Source organism: Agrobacterium sp. LEGMi-208b, assembly GCF_059511785.1.
This window is the reverse complement of sequence record NZ_CM183446.1, coordinates 1,372,848-1,391,956: the sequence shown is the minus strand read 5'-3', so window position 1 is coordinate 1,391,956 and position 19,109 is coordinate 1,372,848. Positions and strand designations below refer to the sequence as shown.

Genomic DNA, 19,109 nt, shown 5'->3' with positions numbered 1-19,109 from the left:
GGTGTCCTTAGATGGAGGTGCTTTCCTCAGCTATGGCTCTAAGCCACGCTGGTGCCCGCTGGATGTTACGAGCGCTCTTGTCATGCATGAAGTACGGCAGGCCGTTACTGCCCCTCTGCTTCTTAAGATCGACGTGCAGCATGTCCGGGGAGCCTGTGTAGGTGATGAAGCGGGTAACACCCTGAGCCATGAGGGCACGTACCAAGTCAGCCCGCTGGCTATCGTTCATGCCTGCCATGCTGATATCCGCCGCGTTGCCCCGTGTGTGTTCCCCACCGCCACTACGCTTGCGGCGTTCAACCGGATGGTTTCCACTGCGGTAGCCTGAGCTGATAGTGAGGTCCCTGCCAAGCTGCTGCGATGCTGCCGTAAGGGTAGTGCGCAGTGTGGGGCTTATGGTCTCCTGCCCTTTATGGACAAAGTTGAGGTTGCCGCCTGTGCCCTGCGGAAAGGTAGGGTCGGGGCGAACCAAGCGGGCCAGACCATGTGCTGCCGGGTTGGGGCTATAGGTGGCTGGCTGAGCGGCAAAGCCCAATGCCCGGTAGACCGCAGAGCGCGGCACACGGCTACGGTTGAGCTTGTCTCCGTGGTAAAAGCTACGTCCAGTGGTTGGGTCGGGGAGGCTAGCGAATTCCTGGCTGAGGGCAAGCGCAAAGGTTCCCTTGGAGATACGGCCAGCACGGTAGGCTTGAAGCCCACGCCGATTGAGTAGCATACGGCCCATCTTGTCCTGAAGCTCAGGGGTGAATGGCTCTGAACCGGATAGACCCATCTCCGCTTTGAGGCCCCTCAGCGTCTTATACAGGAAGCCGTACCTGCCTATGGCCGTGCTGGGAATGCCCCTACGCCGTGCCTCCTGCTGGTGCCCAATGATGTCATCAAGGGAATAGCTGCTAAGGTCCCTTGTGTTGCCGGGGTTACCGTATACCGCGTTGTAGTTGCCGTCACTCTCGCCCTTGCCGATGAGGTCTAGGAGCAGCAGCGTCTGGTCATCCTCCCCCATGCCAGCCTGCTCGGCCTGAGAGAAAGCTTGATCGATATAAGCCGATGCCTGCTCTTGGGTGATGCCCTGTGCCGCCCTGTCGCCGCCTCCTAGGTCTTCCTCATCGGGGCTGTATGAGATTGGCTTGGGGGCCGTGGGGTTGGCCTGTGGCGTGGCTTTGGGCTGCAATACACGAGAGCGGATATACTCATCATAGCCCATCCCTTTCTGTTTGGCTTGCTCTTCAATCCGTGCTCGGTACTCCGGGGTGACACCCTGCGCCTTTTCCCACGCCCGCACCTCAGGGTCCCCACCTTCCTGCTCGGCTGGGGCTGGTGTGCTGTATGGGTTATCGAATGGGAGGGCGGGGTCACGGTTGTAGGCTGCTGGCTCTGTGTCTCCAAGCTCTGGATATACAAAACGGTCGGTGATGCTCTTGCCAATCTTACTCGCCTGCTCATCGATTTCGAGCTGAGTGGCATCGGGGTTGCTGATAATCCAGCGGGTCAACAGTTGGCGGAAGTCAGCCTGTGCTTCAAAGCCTTCATCCGAGATGCCAAGCAGCGGGTTCGTATCGAGCTCATTCTTGGCCAAGGTGCGCTGACGGATGGCATCAAGGATTTGCTTGGAGACCTGCCCACCCATCGCCTTGCCTATACGGTCTTCGCCATCCTCAAAGCTCTGCACAAAGGTGCTGGCCGCACGCATGTCTTCCGCCGTCCCGAATACGCCGTTAGCCAACGCCTCACGTAGTGCCCTCTTGGGTGGCACACGGCCCGACACAACGTCATCATAGAAGCGGGCTACATCCTTGGGGTTGCTGACACCCTTGGTTAGGTCCTCGCGCCACTGCCGCGCCTTTACGCGTATCGTTGGGTCCCCGTTCTTTTCGGCCTGCTTCAGGAGTTCCTCACTGAGCGGGGCATCCGGGGTGTCAATGATGCTATTGATGATGCCGGTTTGCGCTGCATCCTTGAGGCGTTCCTGCTCGGCCTTCTGCTTGGTGGAAAGCGCATTGGCCTGCTGCCGGGCTTCCGTCTCAAGGCTATTGACTGTGGCGTTCTTGACCTCCAGACCATGAGGTGTCTGGCCGTATGTGTAGCTCTGCCCCGGCACCTTCTGGTTAAACCAGTCGAGCAGCTTGGGGTCTTGGGTCTCCAGTATCTTGGCAGACATCACATCAATGAAGGTGTCCACCGCTTTGCCTGAGGGGTCACCCTTAGCCAAGCTGTCGGCCACCACCTTGTTGACCCTGTTGAAGATGGCGGGATAGTCGGCCCCCTTCTCCTGCACTAGGCCATCCTCAAGCCCTTCCTGTACGGTGCCCGAGATGACGGCCCCGTTGCTCGTAAGGCTACCCCGCACGGTTTGATCATGCCGATACTGGGTGTATTGCGTTGTGGCGTTGGCTTGGAGGGCCTCCACTGCTGGCAAGACCCCACGCAACACATCTGGGTCCTCTGTCCCTACGTTGTCCTTTACGAACGTCTGGAAAAACACGTTGAAGGCTTCAGGATCCTCACTGCCCTTTCCACCCCAGTTGTCCCATGCATCTTGCCACTTGGTTCTGAGGTTCTGGCCTGCTGCTGCACCTTGAGCGTTCTTGTAGCCACGCAAATAGAAGGGCGAGTAGTGGGCTGGGAGGGTGCCGTCTGTGATGGCCTGTGCAAGCTCTCCGGCATGATCGGTGTAGAATGCTGCACGCCCCTTAAGTTCCTGCTCATCCTCAGCCTTCTTATCGCGGGTTTCAATGAGGGTCTGGATGCCCTTGTTGGCCGTGCCTAGTGCTTCACTGAGCTGCCGCAGAGGTGACTGGGCAGGACGCACATAGGTATCCACTGTGGTGGCTACGGGCCGGAGCTGAGCGTTGAGGGGTATCTGCTGGACTGGTGCCCTAGCCATGGCAGGTGGGGGCCTTATGGGAATAGCGGATGGGATGGGGCATTAGGGGTGCTCCTTGATGGTGGGTGGAATTGATGGAGAGAAAGCGAAAAGTCAGTGACCGCGTAGCGCTCAACCGATGTGGTCAAAGACATGAGACCAACGTGCAGCGCGGAGCGAAATGCTCCTAATAGCGGGCAGTTGTCTTGAAGATGAGAAGCCAATGGAAGCCTCTTGGCCATCACTAAGGGAATGCTTCGAGCAGCCCCCTGATGACGAACGAAGAGAGTTTTCGAGCTTCTCCTACCTAAAGGATGGTTATTCGCAACTCTTTGATTTCCTTGAGGCCGGTTTCTCGTAGATCGGCGTCAAAATGTTGGCCGGATCGGCGGAGTTCATGGCTGCAATACAGTCCTCATAGGCCGTAGCAAGCGGCAAGGCCATAAGGCACTCATGCTGCTTATCCGACATGTTCCCCGGAAGCTGCCATTCTGCAAAATGCCGCGTGTTCCCCCATAGGCCCCCCGCTTGGTTAGTGCGGATGTGGAGAAACTTCTTATTGTAGTGCCGTCTGCACAGCCCCATTCGTGTTGCGACCGCACCGCAGCACCGCTTCTTGGGCTCATTTGGCCAGCTTGTATTCCGCTCCTTGACGATAGCCGGGCACTTGCCATCACGTTTAGCCGCGTACTGTTGCCTCGCAAGAAGCTTTCGGGCGGCTGAGAGCTGAAGGGCACTAGCGGCAGGGCCTTCTAGCGTTCGCCCACCAAGTGCGGCGAGGTGCTCAATGGCGGCGGCTGAGAGTGGGGCACGAGGAGGTAGCGCCCCTAGCCGCGCTTCCAGAATGGTTTCCCGTATGCTCAGCTTCTCGCTTGCGCCTGAGCGCTGTTCTGGCGGCAGACCACCAAGCGGGGCCTGAGGCTTCCTGCGACGAGTGGCGACAACTTGACTTTTCTTCGGCTGCTCAACCTCACGGGAGCTTGCCGGGGCACCTGTATGAATGTCCGAAACGGACGGCTTATCGTTAGTCACGGGCTCCTAATAGCACATCTGGGCGGGAGTTTCGAGGAGATTTGCGCATGGCTCCCTCAGCAGTGCCAGCCCGCCGCAACATTGGTTTGCATACAGGAAATTGCTGAGTAGTATTTTAGCGACTACGGAATCACACTTGAGGGAAATGTAATTGGCGCGTCCCAGACTTTTCATCGGCTCAGCAACCGAAAGCCTAGATATTGCCTATGCAGCACAGGAGGCGCTTGAGCACGATGCGGAGGTAACTGTGTGGAGTCAGGGCATCTTTGACTTATCCAAGTACACGCTGGATGCATTGGTTGACCTCCTTGATGAGGTGGATTTCGGGCTTTTCGTTTTAACCCCAAGCGACATCACGACTATGCGGGACCAAAGCATGAGGACCGTAAGGGACAACGTGGTGTTTGAGCTCGGCATGTTTATTGGCCGCTTAGGGCGTGAGCGTTCTTTCATTGTGGTCCCCCGTAAGGCGGAGGAGCTGCACCTTCCGACTGACCTCCTAGGGATAACGCCGGGTCTCTACGATGCTGACCGCACAGATAACAACCTCGTGGCGGCTCTTGGTCCGGCAACAAATAAGATTAGAAGAGCCCTGAAGACTTTGGGCCCAGTCGTTGAGCCGGCTCCCACAGTCAGCGTGGCGCTTGAAGAGGCCAGTGATGCCGAGAAACTTATTGAAGCAGAAACGGACTGCCTCGGACTAATCGAAGCTTGGATGGGTGGCCGTCCATCGAGTGAAAACACAAAAGCGCTACGCTACAGCGCAGTAGACCGCGAGCTTGGCATGAAGCCCGGCTCTGCAAAAAAGTATATCATCACGGCGGCACGACGCTGGAACTACGCTCCAAGCCGAGTAGGCGAAGATATCATTACCTTCACTTAACTCGTTGAAACAGGCGCGGCGGAAAAACGCAAAATGCCCGGCTTGAGGGCCGAGCACTGAGCGTCAAATTGAAAGGCTTCTTTCCTGTACGGAGGGAATCGTTATCCGGTACTAAGGGTATCGTCTCAAGCCGCCGCCCGGTCCAGCACGCGACTCACCTGCATGGCGGTCCAAGAGCCTCCCCTTGATGTAGGCACGCTCATCCCATTCAGCGCCTCAGCGATAGCGCCTAGAGACTTGCCGCCCTTTCGCATTGGGCCAATCAGCTTGATGAGCTTTTCGGCCTCCTTGTTGGCTTTGGCCTGAATGGCGGCATTCCGCTGCATCGTCTTGTCTCTCATGCCACCCAGCTTAACGCCACGATCACTGGCAACCTTAAGTGCCGCCTTGGTGCGTTTGGAGATGAATTCCCGCTCCTGCTCAGCAAGGGCAGCGTAAATGTGAAGCTGGAAGTTATCGGCGTGAGGCATGGAGGCTACCCGGATAGTGGCCTGCTTCATGGTCTGGGCGATGAATGCAACGTCACGACTAAGGCGGTCCAGCTTCGCCACCAACACCTCAGCTTTCTCTTTACGGGCAAGCGCCAAGGCTTTTGCGAGCTCGGGCCTGTCGTCATCCCCACCGGACTGGACATCACGGAAGGCGGCAAGGCACTCATATGGGGTGTCGGGACCGTGGTAGGTCTTTAAAAAGAGCTCAATGTCCCGCTCTTGTGCCTCAAGGCCCAGACCACTCTTGCCTTGGTCAGCCGTACTTACCCGCGTGTAGACAACGTATCGCTTCATGGCAGCGCCTCCTGTGATGGGAGGAGTCTAAACGGAGGCTATATCTAATGTCAACGTTGGTTGTGATTGTTACAAAGCCTTGGGGGCTAGACCGCCTTAGTAGTCGGGCCCTGTATTCCACGCGTCCAGTTCTGCCTGCAAAGCGGCTGCTTCGGCCCTTCGGCCTGTCGGTGCGTTGAGCCGTACTATTTCAAGCTTCCCTTGCCACCGGTGCTTTGCAGCTAAAAGGTAACGCCTGCGGTCACCTGAAGCAGCGGGCAGCTCAGAACGAATTTCGGTTATACGCTGACGGCATTCAGCACGCTGCTCATCAAACGTCCCAGCCACACCAGCGATGACGTGCTGTCCAATTACGGACGCCCGCTTACCCAGCTTGACAATGCCTCGCGCTGTGACTTGCAGCTCAACCAGCAGAAGCCCAATTGTTTTCTTTATCTTGAGGCGCGGCTCTTCGGGGAAAACATCATCCAGTGAGTGGAAGTGTAGCGCTCGAATATGATCCTTTATCCTTTGGTCAGTGAATGCGATCCGGTCCCAGCTGTGCGCAAACTCATTCCGAATCTTCCGTAGGCGCTCAAGGTCCTCAAATTGGTGCTGGGTGATAAGACCCAGAGCATGGCACATCTTAACCCGCGCAGAGAACGTGCCCAATGGAGCGTTGAACCCACTTAATAGTTTTTGCGCCGAATCGCCCTGAAGCAAGAATGCTTTGAGAAGCTCGCCAAGGGACTCTTCTGCAAACGCGGCCAGTGACAGAACCAACGCTCTGTCATCTAGGTCGTTAATTATTCGATTAAGTTTATTTAGGTTTCCAAACGTGTCGTCTGCATCCAAACCAAATTTGTTGTCACCGGTCATTGTAAGCAACGCCCCCTCTAAGCTTATTTGATTATGGCACCGGCCTGCTGGACTTCCCAGCGATATCAACCTTGAGTATGGTGTCCACACGGAAACACGGAGGGGTTATCGTGGGGCGGCTCATTGGGTTTCTACTTTTCTCAGCATTGCCATCATCGGCCTTGGCGTTCTGCTCTACACCAAGCGGAGACGTTACGCTGCCCGATACGCCCGGTAGCTATCATCGTCCATCGGCACCCTTTTGTCTCTCAGGCTACAAGTTTTCCCGCACACATACTTGCTCGGATTGGGAAATCTCTCGGTATCAGAACGAGATAGAGGAATATATCAGCAAGCTCCGCACCTTCGCCAACGAGGCCGTTGAGGCAGCGAACGAGGCAATTAGCTTTGCGGAGGACGCCAAGGCTTATGCAAAATGCGAGGCAGAAGACGTTATCGGTGAGCTGAAGTAGCCCAAGGCTTGAGGAGTGCCCGATGGACTTCCTATCAATCATCCTAGCAGCGTTGGGCATCCAGAGAGAGCGGGCCAACAAGGCCAGCGACCGAAAGATAGAAGCCTATCGCCTTGTCTCTGAGGTGGCCGTAGAGGCTGCTCAGGCTGGCAACATGGTGGCAATGGCGATGCCGGGCATTATGCTGCGGCTTCAAGCCCTCTACCCGGATCAACCCGAGCTGCACGCCAGCTGCTCCAATACGCTGACCACGATGCTAGAGCAGTCTAGGCAACTCTACCACATGGCTGAGAGCTACAAGCCCACCATCGAGAACGGCAGCAGCTGGGCAGACTGGGAGCAGGTGTTGAGGAAGCTGCACGAGTGGAGGTCTACGGCGTCCATGTTGCGCCCACATACAGAGGCGATCATCAAGCGGTATGAAGACCTGCTGACAGCCACCGAGCAAACCTATGCGTCTCCGCCAGCGCAGCCCACGTTGCCGAAACGGGACAGGGGGTGGGATGCTCCGCCTCTTTGAGGGACCCCTTAGGGCCACCGGGGGGGAAACGCTCGCCGCCGCTGTCACGTATTACCTTTCACATGTCTGACCCCTAGTGTAGTCGGGGAGGAGATGTGGTCTATGCTGCACGGGGGTGACGGCCTATAAGCAAAGCTGGTGGTGAGTGGTAGGTATGGACTGGTCGGATATTTTGAAGGTGATGCTTGGAGCTGGCGTAGGGACAGCAATTGTGGAGGGCGGCATCTCGCTTTTCCAGTTTATGAAGACTGGCCGAAGCCACGGGGCATTCCTCGCGTTCCGCCTTGCGGTCCAACTGGAGGGCTACGCACGAGCCTGCCTTTCGCACATGCAGGATACCAAGAACTACATGTCGTCTAGGGGCAATGTTGGGCGACTGCATTGCTACCTGCCACCCTTCCCAGACTTTCCAGATGATCCTGAGGGGTGGCGGAATGTAAACCCTCAAATCTTGGACAGGGCGTTTCGTCTGAAGGCGGATGCGGAGAGTATCAACTCGGGCTTGAACTTCTGGGTTCAGGACTTGGGCGAGGTCGAGAACGCCTTTGACGACTGTTACACAGGCTGCGGCAAAATGGGGCTTGCGGCTCTCAGTGCTTCCGGGAGCTTCCGACAATACTACGGCTTCAATGGTTATCCCGACGACACAAAAGAGCAGCTTGAGGAGTGCATCGGGTCTCCGCCTAAGGCTTTCTATTCGATGGATTAGCCGCCAACTCTTACGGACGTATCAGGCTATACAAACTGAATTCAATAGGCTGAAGGTCGGCGGGCTTCTCAAGCACAAATGGCTCGCGTTGGGGCGCTTCAAAACGTAGCCCGTTAGATATTCGCTCGACTTTTATCGCCTTGTACTCTTCTCCGCTGAAAAGGTGCGCAAGGTTGTCTAGTGTGCCTGACGAGAAGAGCGCCGCTGCGGAATGGACTTCGGCAAGAATCGCGTCAAACTTCCTTGCGGTCTCTGCGAGCGACTTAGCAACTTGGTCGGGGTGGTAGCGTTGAGCGTTTTGTAGATTAGCAGCTTGCGCCATAAGGTCTCGGCGTATTGCCTCTAGGCGCACAGCCATCTTGCCACCAACGAACAATGTCGGAGCGGGACAGCGAAGGATGGGCTTCAAGCACCTGTTGTAGATCACATCTCGCTCCGCACGCCGCCATTCACTTTTTAGGTGTTGGCGCTGAGCTGTCGTTGAATCCTTATCCTTGAGACTCGCCTGCCACCTCTCATAGCATTTCTCTTTCCGCCGCCGCTCCTCGCCGTAGTCACGCTCTAAGAACGTTGATCGCATCCAAGTGTCTAATTGTTTTGCCGAGAAAAAGAACGCCTCATAGATGGACGTGGGCATCTCCTTGACTTTGAGCCTTAAGGCGTCAAATGCTGTGACCGATGGGGATGCCGCAAGCGCTTCCATCTCAGGCCCGGCATCAAGGATGCGTCCTGAGACCTCATGCAGCCAGGTAAGTGATTGCTGCCTGTCGACCTGTGTGGCTACTGACTTCACGAAACGGTCCCACTCAAGTCCGTAGTGCTCAGCGGCACAGTCCTTGCCAATAAGGTGGTGATTGCCCGAACCGTCTTTTAACAAAAAGCCGCGCTTGTGGCGGTGACCAAAAGCACACATCAGTGTCTCGGGGGATGTGTACTGGGACACAAACTCCAGGTTTTCGTCATGACGCGGCGGGCTGTCTGAGACCTTACCAAGACTTAGGGGGTCTTGAGTACTAAGTGTGACATTCCGTAGCTCCACATCGCTATATTGCTTAACGCTAAGCTTGCCCGAGTACGCTACCTTGAGTTTGACCACGCGGCTTCTCCAAGAATCACTTCCTTGACCAAGTATAGAGCATTTATTGCTTCAATATTAGCCCCACGAAATAAGCCGGAGGCACCGGGGGAAAAGCTCAGAGCCGCCCCTACGTGAATACCTCTGAGATATGTGACCCATATTGTAGTCGAGAAGCGCTACTCTAGGGGAACGCCCGTAAAGTTCAGAGGCTTCCGCTTAAAGCCTCCCAAAACTTCGTGGAGCGTTTCCGTTGTCAGCTCCTGCATGGGCACCCTGTCCTCCATCATCTCGACTTCACGCCATTCCTGCCGGTAGTCTTCTGCGGCCTGCCACTCCGCTAGCGCTTTCTCTGGCGCGATGCGGGCTCGTATGGGGGTGGCGTATGAGGGGAACACGTCAGACTCAAACAGACCACCCTCATGATTGAAGATAATCCCAAAAAGCCCTCCAACAAGCCAATGCCTGTCAATGCCATCCCAAACGAAACGGTGTGGCTTCAGGGTGTCGTGGCGTCCTACCTTTCGCAGCCTTTCTGCCATGCGCTGGGTTAGTAACTGTGTCTCGTCGCACTCTTCAATCATCTGGTCCCAGCCTTCAGGCATAGGAGGCATCAGCATGCCCAGCTCTTTGACAGCCCGTTTCTGCTGAGCTGCCCTCTGAAAGTCCGCAGAAAGCTCTGCCCACCGGGCTTCAATTGCCTCCTCCCCGGCTCTAAAAACAGCTTCCTCGCGTTTGAGCTCGTTAAGGTGTGCTACCAGCTGAGGCCCAAGCCGGTCCCCTTTCCTAATGTGGTCCTCATACTGCCTGAGGAGTAGCTGCCTGCGTGAACGCTGAAAGTCCTCGGGGCTTGCTTGCAAACCCTGCTCAAGCAAGCGCCAAGATGCGCTCTCACCATCCCACTTCTTCCCATAGGCGACGGGTTGCATAATGATTGTGCTGATTTCAGCCGTGAGTGGCACCTCAATGGTCTTCTCATCGTAATCAGCTAGGCGCTGATCTGAGAGCCAATCCGTGAATTCTGCCCGCACCCAAAAACCTCCAGATTTAGCGGGGCGAATGCCAATCCTTATGAGGTCTTCAGGCCTAGGACCCACGCCTGCCTCCTTTAGCTGGGCTAGGCGCTGCGCTACCAAGAGCCGAATCTCAAGGCTTCCACCTGCCATATCTGGAAAGAGCCGTGGGAACTGGAAGTGAGGCTTCCGCTCCCGATAAGCCATCTGTACGTTCCCCGCTGGTTCGTTCTTCCCTTCCCACCGGCTCTTTGTGAGGATGCTTGTTTCCCTAACGCTCCCTGGAGATAATCCGCTGCACCCCCCTTTACGCTCCAGCCAAAATTCCCCAACCTTATGCAGCGTCCTTGGTGGCATCCAGCTCCTCCACTTTGCTTTGTTCTAGGGTGGGCAGCTTCACGGCCTCTACCACGCGCCGAGCCTGAGCAATGAGCGGGCCTGCTGAATAGGTGCCCAGTGTCATCCCGTTTCGCTTGTGCCCGACTACAGCCGCAATGAGGCTTTCTGGCTGGTCTGCTTGCTCTGCCTTTGTGATGAACCAGCGGCGGAAGCTGTGGAAATTCACTCGGCTCCTGCGGTGGCCGGGGATAACATCATCAACGCCAACACTGCGGCGGTACTCCGTGAAGTGATTGGATGTCTTGAAGGAGCGCTCCCGCAGGGACTCCTCATCCTGAGGGCCGGGCCATTCGGGGAATAGATCGTCTTCGGGCTCCTTACCCTCAGACCGTCGCTGCACGATTTCCATAAGGTCTGGGTGTATGGGGCAGAGCCTCTTGCCTGGCTCCCGCTTTTGAGGCTTGAAGACAAAGACCCCATCAACACAATCCTTCACCTTCAGGCACACCAAGACATCCAGCCGGGCACCCGTTAAGGCACCCATACGCATGACATCCTGCATCTCCTGTGGCGCTGGGCCCAGCAGCAGAGCTTTAATTTCGTCATCAGTGAAGGGCCGCTCTTTGGTCTCATCGGTCTGTTGTGGCTCCCGCAAGCGCCTGCCAAGCCACACATTGTCCTCAGCCTCATGCCGACTCTCAAGCCATGCCCAGTAGGTGCTGAGGCGGCTTATCGTCTTGTTCAAAGTGACTGGCGAATGGCCGGGCTTGAGGCTCGGCAGCGCGTCACAAAAGCCAACGGCAACCTTCTTGGTAATGCTCTGAATATAGGGCGGCGTTTTGGATTGGTGGCACCAGCTCGTCAGCAATGCCAGCGCCCTAACGTCATCATCGCGAGTACGCTTTTTGACCCCAGCTTGGTCAAGATATTTCTCATGGAAGGCATCAAGCGGTGTCAGTTCCCCACGGGCTATCCCTACGAATTCCTGAGCCTTCGCTACCCTGTCAGGGTCATACGTATACACATGGTGCTCAGGGTCATAGTCTGTAGCCTTCCCGAGAATTTGCTCAGCGCGGAGACCCACAGAGTCAAGGGTTTGCTGACGCTCTTCTGGGTCTTTTGCATCCCGCAGCCACTCACGGAGCCCCTCAGCCTCCATGATGATTGTTTGTCGGTCAGGAGCAACATGGCGCTGCTTTGCGGGCTGGGGGGCCTCAGGGTAGAGGGCGTCCTGTATCTGCTGCTTGAGGCGGGCCACAATGTCCCACTTCTTCCGGTTGGCTTCTCGCAGGCTGTCAGTCTCAAGCTGGTGCCGGAGCTTAGAGCCCAGCTGGCTGTGAAGCGCTTTAGGCACATTCACCACGACACGCCACTTGCTGCCATGCAGTTCTAGGTATCGCTTATCCAATGTAGAGGGTGAAGGCATGGAAAAGACCCATTTAGTCCCAAAGAAAGTCCCAAACCCTAGTCCCGAAAGACACACAAATTCAATAACTTTTTGGAATTAAAGATGCTTTTTCCGTCGAATTATCGCCTTCAGGAGAACCCGCTTAGCTCCACCAAACCTTCCCAGACAAAAATATCTCCAATCAGACCAACCGGTTTGTCATGTTGCGCAACGACCCCAGAAGCAATGCGTTATTGCAGCAAAGCCCGCACATCCTGCCCGTTGATCCGGCACTCCACGGACCGCGGCACGCGGCCCTCCTCCCCCATCTCGCGACATTCAAGATATCGCCCCCGCAGAAGGTTCTGCAGCGCCTTGAAGGCGTTGAGGCCGCAGGCGTAACGGCGGCCGTCGGGGCCGGTGCAGACGCGGTTGCGTTCGATCTCCTCCACGCCGGAGAGATGGAATTCCTCGCCCTTGAAGGTGAAGCGGCTGCTGGAAATCACCCGCAGGCGCTGGTCGGCGTGCATTTTCAGCGGATAAAGATCGGGCGGTATCGGAATACGCTCGTAAGTCTGGCTGCGAGGATCCACCCGCACGGGCGCGGTCGTCCACAGCAGTTCGGTATTGGCGGCGAGGCCTGTCGGGGCGGAGGTCGCCTCGCCATTAACGAGCGACGCGATGCGGATGCCTGATATGCCAAGGCCAACGGCCAGGACGATCTGAAACAGCAAAATTGCGATCTGCCGGGCCATGTCACCGCAACATCAAAACAATGAACGATACGAAATCGATCGGCCGCCGCCTTGCGAAGAGGCGCCGCCGGCTATCACATCAATAAAACCTTACCCGCGCTGACATCCCGCACCGTACCCATGGCCATGATCGGGATCCGGTCGCCATCCAGGATCACTCTTCCCGTTGTCCGCAGCCAGCGAAAAGCGCCGCATTTGAGCTGGATGCGGTATTCCTGATCATAGAACACGCCATTTGTCAGCGAATTATAAACCGCCTTGGCGACGCGCGCCCGCGAGCCGCTTTCAATCTGGGCGATGAAATCTTCGACCGGAATGCCGCAGGCGGCTTTTTCCGGCGAAAACTCGCGCAATTGGGCGGCCACGGCATCCAGATAGACCAGATTTTGCCCGACGTTCCAAGTGTAGTAACCCACAAGTGTCTCTTCCAGAGATATGTTTTCCAACATCGGCCTTCTACAGTCTGAAATGCTTGTGCGGGTCTGTAACATACCAGACGATAGACGGCTAACCACAAGAATTCATCCTTTTGTCTGATGAGAAGCGGTTTTGTGAACGGCAGATTATCGACAGCCCTTTTCGGCCGCCATGTTGGCGAACCAATCTTCCTGTGCCAAAGAAGGTTGATCCCTAGAGCCAACGACCAGAGGAGCCGCCGTGACCATCGGGCTTGCCCATGCCGAACTCATCGCCGTCGTCACCGCCATCACCACGGATGAGCCTCGGGTCATGACCGTTCGGCAAGGCGCCGCACTTCCGTCGGGACCGTTCGAATTCGGGCACAGAACGCTCCAGAGCGGCTTGCGGGAATGGATTCACGAACAGACCCATCACCCCGTCGGTTATCTCGAACAGCTCTATACCTTCGCCGATCGCGACCGCAACAACGACATTTTAGGCGGCAGAACCATCTCCATCGGTTATCTCGGGCTGGTTCGCGAACAGGAAGCATCAGGCGGCAAGCGCCCCCTCTGGCACGGCTGGTACGAATATTTCCCCTGGGAGGATCATCGCCAGGGACGCCCTGAGGTTCTGGACAGCATCATCGACAGGCTGCGCGCCTGGGCGGATTCCGATCCCGCCTCCAAAAGCCAGCGTCATTTGCGGGCCGATTTCACCTTCGGCCTCGATGGCGGCGGCTGGAACGAGGAACTGACCCTGCAGCGTTACGAGTTGCTGTATGAAGCCGGGCTGGTCGAGGAAGCGCAGGGCGAACCGCGGATCAATTTCGGCAGGCCGATGTTTGCCGATCACCGCCGCATTCTCGCCACCGGCATCGCCCGCCTGCGGGCCAAGATCAAATATCGCCCCGTGGTGTTCGAACTGATGGCCGATGCCTTCACGCTCCTGCAGCTGCAGCGCGCCATCGAGGCGCTGGCGGGACTGACGCTGCACAAGCAGAATTTCCGCCGGCTGATCGAACAGCAGCAGCTGGTGGAAGAAACCGGCGACGTGGCGACCGAAACCGGCGGACGCCCGGCAAAGCTTTTCCGCTTCCGCCAGACCGTTCTCGATGAACGCGCCCTTTCCGGAACGAAACTGCCCCTCTCCCGCAATTGACATATGCTCACAATGAGAATATGTCTTTGCCCTAGATATACTCAAATAGAGTATAAATGGGAGAGTATCGTGAACGAGCAGATTTCCGCCGCAAGCCTCTACGACCGCGTCAGCCGCGTCATTCCCAGGGCGGAATGGATGGGCTTTCAGGACGATGTGGAGGCGATCCTCGAGTTGAAGCGCAAGCGCAACGCCGTCATCCTCGCCCATAATTACCAGACGCCGGAAATCTTCCACGGCGTCGCCGATATTGTCGGCGACAGCCTCGCGCTTGCCCGCAAGGCAATGGAGGTGGAGGCGGATGTGATCGTTCTCGCCGGCGTGCATTTCATGGCCGAGACGGCGAAGTTGCTCAATCCGGAAAAAACCGTGCTCATTCCGGATATGGGTGCGGGCTGTTCGCTCGCCGATTCCATTACGCCGGAGGACATCGCACTTCTGCGCAAGGCTTATCCCGGCGTCCCTGTTGTCACCTATGTGAACACGTCTGCGGCGGTGAAAGCGGCATCCGACATCTGCTGCACGTCAGGCAATGCCCGCCAGGTGGTGGAATCGCTTGGCGTGCCGCGCGTGCTCATGCTGCCGGATGAATATCTTGCGAAGAACGTCGCGAAGGAAACCAATGTCGAGCTGATCGCCTGGCGCGGCCATTGCGAGGTGCATGAGCTTTTCACCGCCGACGATATTCGAGAACTTAGGGAAAGCCATCCGGGCGTCACCGTGCTGGCGCATCCCGAATGCCCGCCCGATGTCGTCGAGGCTGCGGATTTTTCCGGATCCACCGCCGTCATGTCCGACTATGTCGGCCGCGAGCGCCCCGCCCGCGTGGTGCTTCTGACGGAATGTTCGATGAGCGACAATGTCGCCGTGCATCATCCCGATGTCGAATTCATCCGCCCCTGCAATCTCTGCCCACACATGAAGCGCATCACGCTTGGCAATATCCGCGCCGCACTTGAGGAAAACCGCCATGAGGTGACGGTCGATCCGGCCATCGCCGATGCCGCCCGCCGCGCTGTGGAGAGGATGCTGCAGATATGAGCGGGCGCCTTTCGCCGCCGCAGGACTGCACGGTCATCGTCGGCAGCGGCATTGCCGGGCTGATGGCGGCGCTGACTCTGGCCCCGCAGCCCGTGCTGCTTGTAACGCGCGGCGCGCTCGGCGGCGAAACCTCCAGCGCCTGGGCGCAGGGCGGCATCGCGGCCAGCCTTGCACCGGATGATCGCGCAGCCCTGCATCTCGCCGATACGCTCGCCGCAGGCGATGGCCTTTGCGATGAAGATCTGGCGGTCGTTATCGTCTCCTCGGCCCCCACCGTTATCGGTGCGCTGGAGCAGGCGGGCGTTCGCTTCGACCGAGACGCCAGGGGCAACTATATCTTCGGGCTGGAGGCCGCCCACAGCCGGCGGCGCATTCTCCATGCCGAAGGAGACGGATCGGGTGCCGCGATCGTCAGGGCTCTTGCTGCTGCCGTTCGCCGCACGCCTTCGATTACGGTTCTGGAGGGCACGGAAGTACGCCGGCTGTTGACGGAAGATGGCGTGATCGCCGGTCTCGCCTGCGAGGGCCCGGACGGCGGCTTCCTCCTGCCGGCAGGCCGGGTCGTTCTCGCCACCGGCGGCCTCGGCGGGCTTTACGACGCCACGACCAATCCCTCCGGCAATTTCGGGCAGGGCATCATGCTCGCCGCCCGCGCCGGCGCCATCCTCGCCGACATGGAATTCGTGCAGTTTCACCCGACGGCGCTTTCCTCCCCCCGCCGGCCGCTGGCGCTCGTCAGCGAGGCGGTGCGGGGTGAAGGCGCGCTGCTTCTCAATGAAAACGGCGAAAGGTTCATGGCCGCGGTGCCGGGCGCGGAACTGGCGTCGCGCGATATTGTCGCCCGCGCCATCGATCGCGAAATCCTGCGCGGCGGCAAGGTCTTTCTCGATGCCCGGCAGGCGCTAGGCTCCGGGTTCTCTACCCGTTTTCCGTCAATCGACCTGCTTTGCCGCGAGGCGGGCATAGACCCCGCCCGCGAGCTTGTTCCGGTCCGCCCGGCGGTGCATTACCACATGGGCGGCGTCGCCACTGATGATAAGGGCCGAAGCTCGGTGCCGGGCCTCTGGGTTGCGGGTGAAACCGCCTGCACGGGCCTTCATGGCGCGAACCGGCTTGCCAGCAATTCCCTGCTGGAGGCGGCGGCCATGGGCATAAGAGCGGCTCAGGATATTGCCGGCCGGCCCGCGCCTGCGCCAAGACCGACAGCAGCCGTCTCGCCCGACATCACGGCTGATTTTTCGCCCGCCGATCCCGCCGCTGTCAGGCCCATCGTTTCCCGTCATCTCGGCATCATCAGACATGCCGCGGGGCTTGCCGAAGCTGTCAGGGACTTGCTGCCGCTTGCCGAGCGGAACGGCCCGGCATCCGACCCGGCCGTCGTCGCACTCTCCATCGCCGTCTTCGCGGCCCTGCGGATGGAATCGCGCGGCGCGCATTTCCGTGACGATTTTCCGCAAAAGGATGCGAAGGCGACGAGACGCCAGCTGAGCCTGAGCAACGTCGTCACCCTCGCCCATGAGCTTTCTTGCTCCAGCCTTTCAACAGCCGGTTTCGCGCGGAGCGCCTGACATGACCCTATCTCCCCTGCCACGCCTCATCATCGAGCCACTTGTACGTAACGCCCTTCTGGAGGATCTGGGCCTGGCGGGCGACATAACCTCCGCCGCCGTCATCCCCGCCGATCATCGCTCGGTCGTCGTCATGGCGGCGCGGGAGCCGGGTGTCATCGCCGGGCTCGACGCGGCGGAACTCGCCTTCCAGCTCGTGGACCCGACAATTCGGATGACCCGGCACATTCCGGATGGGGCGGCCGTGGCCCCCGGCGATATCATCGCAACCATCGAAGGGCCGTCACGCGGGCTCCTGACCGGCGAACGCACGGCGCTGAATTTCCTCGGCCACCTCTCGGGCATCGCTTCCGTCACCGCAAAAATCGTTGCCGCCATTGCCGGCACCAGAGCCTCGGTCGCCTGCACCCGCAAGACGACGCCGGGGCTGAGAGCGCTGGAAAAATATGCCGTGCGCGCCGGCGGCGGCATGAACCACCGTTTTGCCCTTTATGATGCCGTTCTCATCAAGGACAACCATATCGCCGTGGCCGGCGGCGTGCGCGACGCCATCCGCCGCGCAAGGCAGGGCGTGGGGCACCTCGTCAAGATCGAGGTGGAGGTCGATACGCTTGCGCAATTGCGCGAGGTCATGGACGAAGGTGTCGATGCGGTTCTTCTCGATAATATGACGCCGGAACAGTTACGCGAAGCGGTAGGGATCGTTGGGGGCCGTGCCATTACCGAAGCGTCCGGCCGCATCAATCCGCAGACGGCCGCAGCCATCGCCGCAACCGGCATCGATCTCATCTCCGTCGGCTGGCTGACCCACAGCGCGCCGGTTCTCGATATCGGCCTCGACTTTCAAAGCCAGAGCTAAAGAATATGCGGCGCACAGGTCGCCGCACGGAACCAATCGGCCATATCGCCGTTATTGCTCCGCCTGGGGTCTATTCAAGGCGGGGGGATCAGTGCGCGCAAAAGCCTGTCCATATGCCTTAGGACCTCTCTCACAAAGGAAAGGCTTATTATGGAAGACGCACAAGTTGGCTGGATTGCAGCAATCATCATCGGCGGCGTAGCCGGGTGGCTCGCCGAACAGTTCATGAAAAGCAATATGGGTGTTTTCATGAACATTATCCTCGGCATTGTCGGCGCCATCGTCGCCAATTTCCTTCTGGGGCTCGTGGGCGTTTCGCTCGGAGGCTGGATTGGCTATCTCATCGCCGGTTTCATCGGCGCCTGCATTCTCATCGCCGTCGGGCGGGCATTTCGCCGCTAAGGGGAGGACACAATGAGCTTTTTCGACAAGATCAAGAACGCGATTTTCGGCAAGGCCGAGGCCGCACCGCAAACTTCGGCTCCGGCCGGCACGCCGGCGGCCACAGCAAGCCCGGCCGCCCCGGCGGCACCCGCTCCGACAGCAGCGGCTCCGGCCCCCGCCGGCACTGTCGACGTCGCTTCCATCCTGGATGCGGCGGTCAAGCAGAACGGACAGAAACTCGACTGGAAACATTCGATCGTCGACCTTCTGAAAGCCCTCAATCTCGACAGCAGCCTCACCGCCAGAAAGGAACTGGCCGGAGAACTCGGCTATACCGGCGACACCTCGGATTCGGCGACCATGAACATCTGGCTGCACAAGGCGGTCATCAAGAAACTCTCCGAAAACGGCGGCAAGGTTCCAGCCGACCTTCTGGACTGAACCGATAAACGGGAGCGCCGCGATGGACGACTATTCCAGCCTTCGGGAGCAGATCGGCCGGGATCTCGACACCCTGCACAGGACCGAGAATCCGAAGTCGATCTTCGAGATCGCCGACGACTACCTTCTGGGAAATCCGAACCTCAAGAAAGCCATCGTCGAAGACATCATCAAGGAAGAAGCGGACAAGCGCGGTATCGCGATCCACTGACGCCACGCGTCGCAGGCGTGGCTGGTTTACCAAAAAGGGCGGCATCCCAACCGGATGTCGCCCTTTTATATTTAACAGAGTTGCATCATCCGCACTCCGTCACTCCGGACCAGATCCGGGGTCGAGCGCGATCAAGTCTCTGATCGCAAAAAAGACTCTTCTCACGGCGCGTTCGCGCCGTAGCTGGATGCCGGATCTCGTCCGGCATGACGGAGGAGAGGCTTCCGCCAAAGCCCTATTTTTCCAGCTTCGCTTCGGCCTTTTTCGCGTTTTCTTCCATCAACTCATACCACATGGCGTTCATGACGGCGAAGATGGCAGCGAGAGGCAGGCCGAGCAGCCAGGCGAAATACCACATGTTCGATCTCCTTCTT

Annotated in this window: 19 protein-coding genes; 10 read left to right on the top strand and 9 right to left on the bottom strand. The window is 58.3% G+C overall.

Going from position 1 to position 19,109, the window contains the following annotated elements; genetic code table 11:
* Positions 1 to 7 precede the first annotated feature (7 nt).
* Entirely contained in the window at positions 8 to 2,809 is a 2,802-nt protein-coding gene (locus AC5YUO_RS20945) for a D-Ala-D-Ala carboxypeptidase family metallohydrolase (RefSeq protein WP_496155036.1), read from the bottom strand.
* A 1,237-nt stretch (positions 2,810 to 4,046) separates the two neighbouring features.
* Here AC5YUO_RS20945 and AC5YUO_RS20940 point away from each other — a divergent pair.
* Complete coding sequence (locus AC5YUO_RS20940) at positions 4,047 to 4,778, top strand: nucleotide-binding protein (RefSeq protein WP_496155035.1); 732 nt, start codon at positions 4,047 to 4,049, stop codon at positions 4,776 to 4,778.
* 125 nt (positions 4,779 to 4,903) lie between these two features.
* Here AC5YUO_RS20940 and AC5YUO_RS20935 read toward each other — a convergent pair whose 3' ends face one another.
* Both AC5YUO_RS20935 and AC5YUO_RS20930 read right to left on the bottom strand, forming a co-directional pair.
* Positions 4,904 to 5,563, bottom strand: coding sequence for a recombinase family protein (locus AC5YUO_RS20935; RefSeq protein WP_496155034.1), 660 nt, complete (start codon positions 5,561 to 5,563; stop codon positions 4,904 to 4,906).
* A gap of 96 nt (positions 5,564 to 5,659) precedes the next feature.
* Positions 5,660 to 6,421 (bottom strand): MltR family transcriptional regulator, encoded by a 762-nt coding sequence (locus AC5YUO_RS20930; protein WP_496155033.1) that lies wholly within the window; start codon positions 6,419 to 6,421, stop codon positions 5,660 to 5,662.
* Positions 6,422 to 6,895: 474 nt separating this feature from the next.
* On the opposite strand from AC5YUO_RS20930, the gene AC5YUO_RS20925 reads away from it, so the two are divergent.
* Both AC5YUO_RS20925 and AC5YUO_RS20920 read left to right on the top strand, forming a co-directional pair.
* Positions 6,896 to 7,393 carry a hypothetical protein gene (locus AC5YUO_RS20925; protein ID WP_496155032.1) on the top strand — a complete coding sequence of 166 codons (498 nt, stop codon included), beginning with the start codon at positions 6,896 to 6,898 and terminating at the stop codon, positions 7,391 to 7,393.
* Between the two features lie 154 nt (positions 7,394 to 7,547).
* On the top strand, positions 7,548 to 8,102 hold the full coding sequence (locus tag AC5YUO_RS20920; protein ID WP_496155031.1) for a hypothetical protein: 555 nt from the start codon (positions 7,548 to 7,550) through the stop codon (positions 8,100 to 8,102).
* 10 nt (positions 8,103 to 8,112) lie between these two features.
* On the opposite strand, the gene AC5YUO_RS20915 is transcribed toward AC5YUO_RS20920, so the two are convergent.
* The 5 genes from AC5YUO_RS20915 to AC5YUO_RS20895 form a co-directional block, all read right to left on the bottom strand.
* Positions 8,113 to 9,198, bottom strand: coding sequence for a hypothetical protein (locus AC5YUO_RS20915; protein WP_496155030.1), 1,086 nt, complete (start codon positions 9,196 to 9,198; stop codon positions 8,113 to 8,115).
* A gap of 158 nt (positions 9,199 to 9,356) precedes the next feature.
* Complete coding sequence (locus tag AC5YUO_RS20910) at positions 9,357 to 10,397, bottom strand: hypothetical protein (RefSeq protein ID WP_496155029.1); 1,041 nt, start codon at positions 10,395 to 10,397, stop codon at positions 9,357 to 9,359.
* 127 nt (positions 10,398 to 10,524) lie between these two features.
* Positions 10,525 to 11,955, bottom strand: coding sequence for a site-specific integrase (locus AC5YUO_RS20905; protein WP_496155028.1), 1,431 nt, complete (start codon positions 11,953 to 11,955; stop codon positions 10,525 to 10,527).
* Between the two features lie 212 nt (positions 11,956 to 12,167).
* Positions 12,168 to 12,671, bottom strand: a complete 504-nt coding sequence (locus tag AC5YUO_RS20900; RefSeq protein ID WP_496155027.1) for a thermonuclease family protein — start codon at positions 12,669 to 12,671, stop codon at positions 12,168 to 12,170.
* A gap of 74 nt (positions 12,672 to 12,745) precedes the next feature.
* On the bottom strand, positions 12,746 to 13,120 hold the full coding sequence (locus tag AC5YUO_RS20895) for a PAS domain-containing protein (protein WP_496155026.1): 375 nt from the start codon (positions 13,118 to 13,120) through the stop codon (positions 12,746 to 12,748).
* A 208-nt stretch (positions 13,121 to 13,328) separates the two neighbouring features.
* Between AC5YUO_RS20895 and AC5YUO_RS20890 the strand changes: the two genes are divergently transcribed.
* From AC5YUO_RS20890 to AC5YUO_RS20860, 7 genes are all read left to right on the top strand, one after another.
* A complete protein-coding gene (locus AC5YUO_RS20890; protein ID WP_496155025.1) occupies positions 13,329 to 14,231 on the top strand; it encodes an NUDIX hydrolase in 903 nt (300 codons plus the stop codon).
* 69 nt (positions 14,232 to 14,300) lie between these two features.
* Positions 14,301 to 15,272: a quinolinate synthase NadA gene (gene nadA, locus AC5YUO_RS20885; RefSeq protein WP_400819259.1), complete on the top strand. Its 972-nt coding sequence runs from the start codon at positions 14,301 to 14,303 to the stop codon at positions 15,270 to 15,272.
* Entirely contained in the window at positions 15,269 to 16,840 is a 1,572-nt protein-coding gene (locus AC5YUO_RS20880) for an L-aspartate oxidase (protein WP_496155024.1), read from the top strand. Before nadA ends, AC5YUO_RS20880 begins: the two co-directional genes overlap by 4 nt.
* A gap of 1 nt (position 16,841) precedes the next feature.
* Positions 16,842 to 17,699 carry a carboxylating nicotinate-nucleotide diphosphorylase gene (nadC, locus tag AC5YUO_RS20875; RefSeq protein ID WP_496155023.1) on the top strand — a complete coding sequence of 286 codons (858 nt, stop codon included), beginning with the start codon at positions 16,842 to 16,844 and terminating at the stop codon, positions 17,697 to 17,699.
* A gap of 150 nt (positions 17,700 to 17,849) precedes the next feature.
* Positions 17,850 to 18,101 carry a GlsB/YeaQ/YmgE family stress response membrane protein gene (locus tag AC5YUO_RS20870; protein ID WP_004437812.1) on the top strand — a complete coding sequence of 84 codons (252 nt, stop codon included), beginning with the start codon at positions 17,850 to 17,852 and terminating at the stop codon, positions 18,099 to 18,101.
* Positions 18,102 to 18,113: 12 nt separating this feature from the next.
* Positions 18,114 to 18,524 carry a DUF3597 domain-containing protein gene (locus AC5YUO_RS20865; RefSeq protein WP_496155022.1) on the top strand — a complete coding sequence of 137 codons (411 nt, stop codon included), beginning with the start codon at positions 18,114 to 18,116 and terminating at the stop codon, positions 18,522 to 18,524.
* A gap of 22 nt (positions 18,525 to 18,546) precedes the next feature.
* The gene (locus AC5YUO_RS20860; RefSeq protein WP_496155021.1) at positions 18,547 to 18,735 is read left to right on the top strand and encodes a hypothetical protein; all 189 of its coding nucleotides are present in this window, start codon (positions 18,547 to 18,549) and stop codon (positions 18,733 to 18,735) included.
* Between the two features lie 235 nt (positions 18,736 to 18,970).
* Here the strand turns inward: AC5YUO_RS20860 and cydX are convergent, their stop codons facing one another.
* Positions 18,971 to 19,093 (bottom strand): cytochrome bd-I oxidase subunit CydX, encoded by a 123-nt coding sequence (gene cydX / locus AC5YUO_RS20855; RefSeq protein WP_045015706.1) that lies wholly within the window; start codon positions 19,091 to 19,093, stop codon positions 18,971 to 18,973.
* Between the last annotated feature and the right edge of the window lie 16 nt (positions 19,094 to 19,109).

Excerpts from the sequence above, each read along its gene's own strand:
- AC5YUO_RS20895 (WP_496155026.1), bottom strand. The coding sequence starts at position 13,120 with ATGTTGGAAAACATATCTCTGGAAGAGACACTTGTGGGTTACTACACT.
- AC5YUO_RS20880 (WP_496155024.1), top strand. The coding sequence starts at position 15,269 with ATGAGCGGGCGCCTTTCGCCGCCGCAGGACTGCACGGTCATCGTCGGC.
- AC5YUO_RS20910 (WP_496155029.1), bottom strand. The coding sequence starts at position 10,397 with ATGGCTTATCGGGAGCGGAAGCCTCACTTCCAGTTCCCACGGCTCTTT.
- AC5YUO_RS20860 (WP_496155021.1), top strand. The coding sequence starts at position 18,547 with ATGGACGACTATTCCAGCCTTCGGGAGCAGATCGGCCGGGATCTCGAC.
- cydX (WP_045015706.1), bottom strand. The coding sequence starts at position 19,093 with ATGTGGTATTTCGCCTGGCTGCTCGGCCTGCCTCTCGCTGCCATCTTC.
- AC5YUO_RS20920 (WP_496155031.1), top strand. The coding sequence starts at position 7,548 with ATGGACTGGTCGGATATTTTGAAGGTGATGCTTGGAGCTGGCGTAGGG.
- AC5YUO_RS20870 (WP_004437812.1), top strand. The coding sequence starts at position 17,850 with ATGGAAGACGCACAAGTTGGCTGGATTGCAGCAATCATCATCGGCGGC.
- nadC (WP_496155023.1), top strand. The coding sequence starts at position 16,842 with ATGACCCTATCTCCCCTGCCACGCCTCATCATCGAGCCACTTGTACGT.
- AC5YUO_RS20935 (WP_496155034.1), bottom strand. The coding sequence starts at position 5,563 with ATGAAGCGATACGTTGTCTACACGCGGGTAAGTACGGCTGACCAAGGC.
- AC5YUO_RS20905 (WP_496155028.1), bottom strand. The coding sequence starts at position 11,955 with ATGCCTTCACCCTCTACATTGGATAAGCGATACCTAGAACTGCATGGC.
- AC5YUO_RS20865 (WP_496155022.1), top strand. The coding sequence starts at position 18,114 with ATGAGCTTTTTCGACAAGATCAAGAACGCGATTTTCGGCAAGGCCGAG.
- AC5YUO_RS20925 (WP_496155032.1), top strand. The coding sequence starts at position 6,896 with ATGGACTTCCTATCAATCATCCTAGCAGCGTTGGGCATCCAGAGAGAG.
- AC5YUO_RS20900 (WP_496155027.1), bottom strand. The coding sequence starts at position 12,671 with ATGGCCCGGCAGATCGCAATTTTGCTGTTTCAGATCGTCCTGGCCGTT.
- AC5YUO_RS20930 (WP_496155033.1), bottom strand. The coding sequence starts at position 6,421 with ATGACCGGTGACAACAAATTTGGTTTGGATGCAGACGACACGTTTGGA.